1 protein-coding gene is annotated in these 1,065 nt (G+C 75.4%); it reads left to right on the top strand.

Annotated features, from left to right (window positions below; all coding sequences use genetic code 11):
* A partial coding sequence (locus ACJMNC_RS18350; protein WP_408949376.1) for a VWA domain-containing protein occupies window positions 1-856 on the top strand: 856 nt, incomplete at its 5' end.
* Between the last annotated feature and the right edge of the window lie 209 nt (window positions 857-1,065).

Here is a 1,065-nt window from a genome sequence, read left to right as displayed (position 1 = left end):
CGGCGTCGACGGCGCCGAAGGGCTGGACGAACATCGCAGGCAGCAGCTCGAGCCGGCCCTGGCGCGGTTCGTCGAAGCGCTCAGCGACCGGCTGGCCGCCGCCGATCCGGCGCCCGGCGACGACGAGGGCCCGCCCGCGCCGGTCTACCGGGATCAGGCCGACATCGACCGGGCCTGTCACCGGCTGGTGCAGCGCATCCGCGGGGCGCCGCGACGGGTGAGCCGGCGCACCGACGCCGGCCCCCTCGACATCCGTTCGACGATGCGGGCCGCCGTCAGCACCGACGGTGTGCCGATCGACCTGTGGCGCCGGCGCCGGGTGCCCGGCCCGGTGCGGCTGCTGGTGCTGGTGGACGTGTCGCTGTCGGTGCGTCCGGTCACCGGCTTCATTCTGCGGCTGGCCCAGACGCTGCATCGCTTCGGCGACCGCTGCGAGGTGATCGCCTTCGTCGACCGGCCGGTGCTGGTGACTCCCGCGCTGCGCAGCGCCTCCCCGGAGGCCGCCCTGACCGCGGTGCTCGCCGCCGACGGTCTGGACCTGTCGGCCACCAGCGACTACGGGCGGTTCTGGACCGAACTGGTCGCCGAGCACGGCGACCTGCTGACCCGGCGCACCAGTGTGCTGGCGGTGGGCGACGCCCGGTCCAATGCCTTCGACCCGCGGGTGGACCTGCTGGCCGACGTCGCCCGCCGGACCCACCGGCTGGCCTGGCTGACCCCGGAGCCCTCCCGGTACTGGACGCAGACCGGCTGCGCACTCGGCGACTACGCCGAGCACTGCAGCGGGGTGATCAGCGCTCGCGACGGCGCCGAGATCCTCGAGCGCTGCGACGAACTGGGTGCGGCACTGCGGTGAGGGCGGTACCTTCGGGACGGAACGAGGAGGTCGGCCGGTGATCGGTGCCAGTCCCGGAGCGGCGGCCGCGGCTCGCCGTCGTCCGGCCACCCGCGTCACCAAGTTCCACACCCCGGAGATCGTGCTGGGGCGCGGCGCCTTCCCGGAGGCCGCCCGCGCGCTGGCCGGACTCGGCGTGCGCCGGCCGCTGCTGGTCGCCGACCGTCGGC

The sequence above is a fragment of the Gordonia sp. VNK21 genome, assembly GCF_046098115.1.
Taxonomy (GTDB): Bacteria; Actinomycetota; Actinomycetes; order Mycobacteriales; family Mycobacteriaceae; genus Gordonia.
Note: the sequence above shows the minus strand (reverse complement) of the source record. Positions and strands in the feature narration are given on the sequence as shown.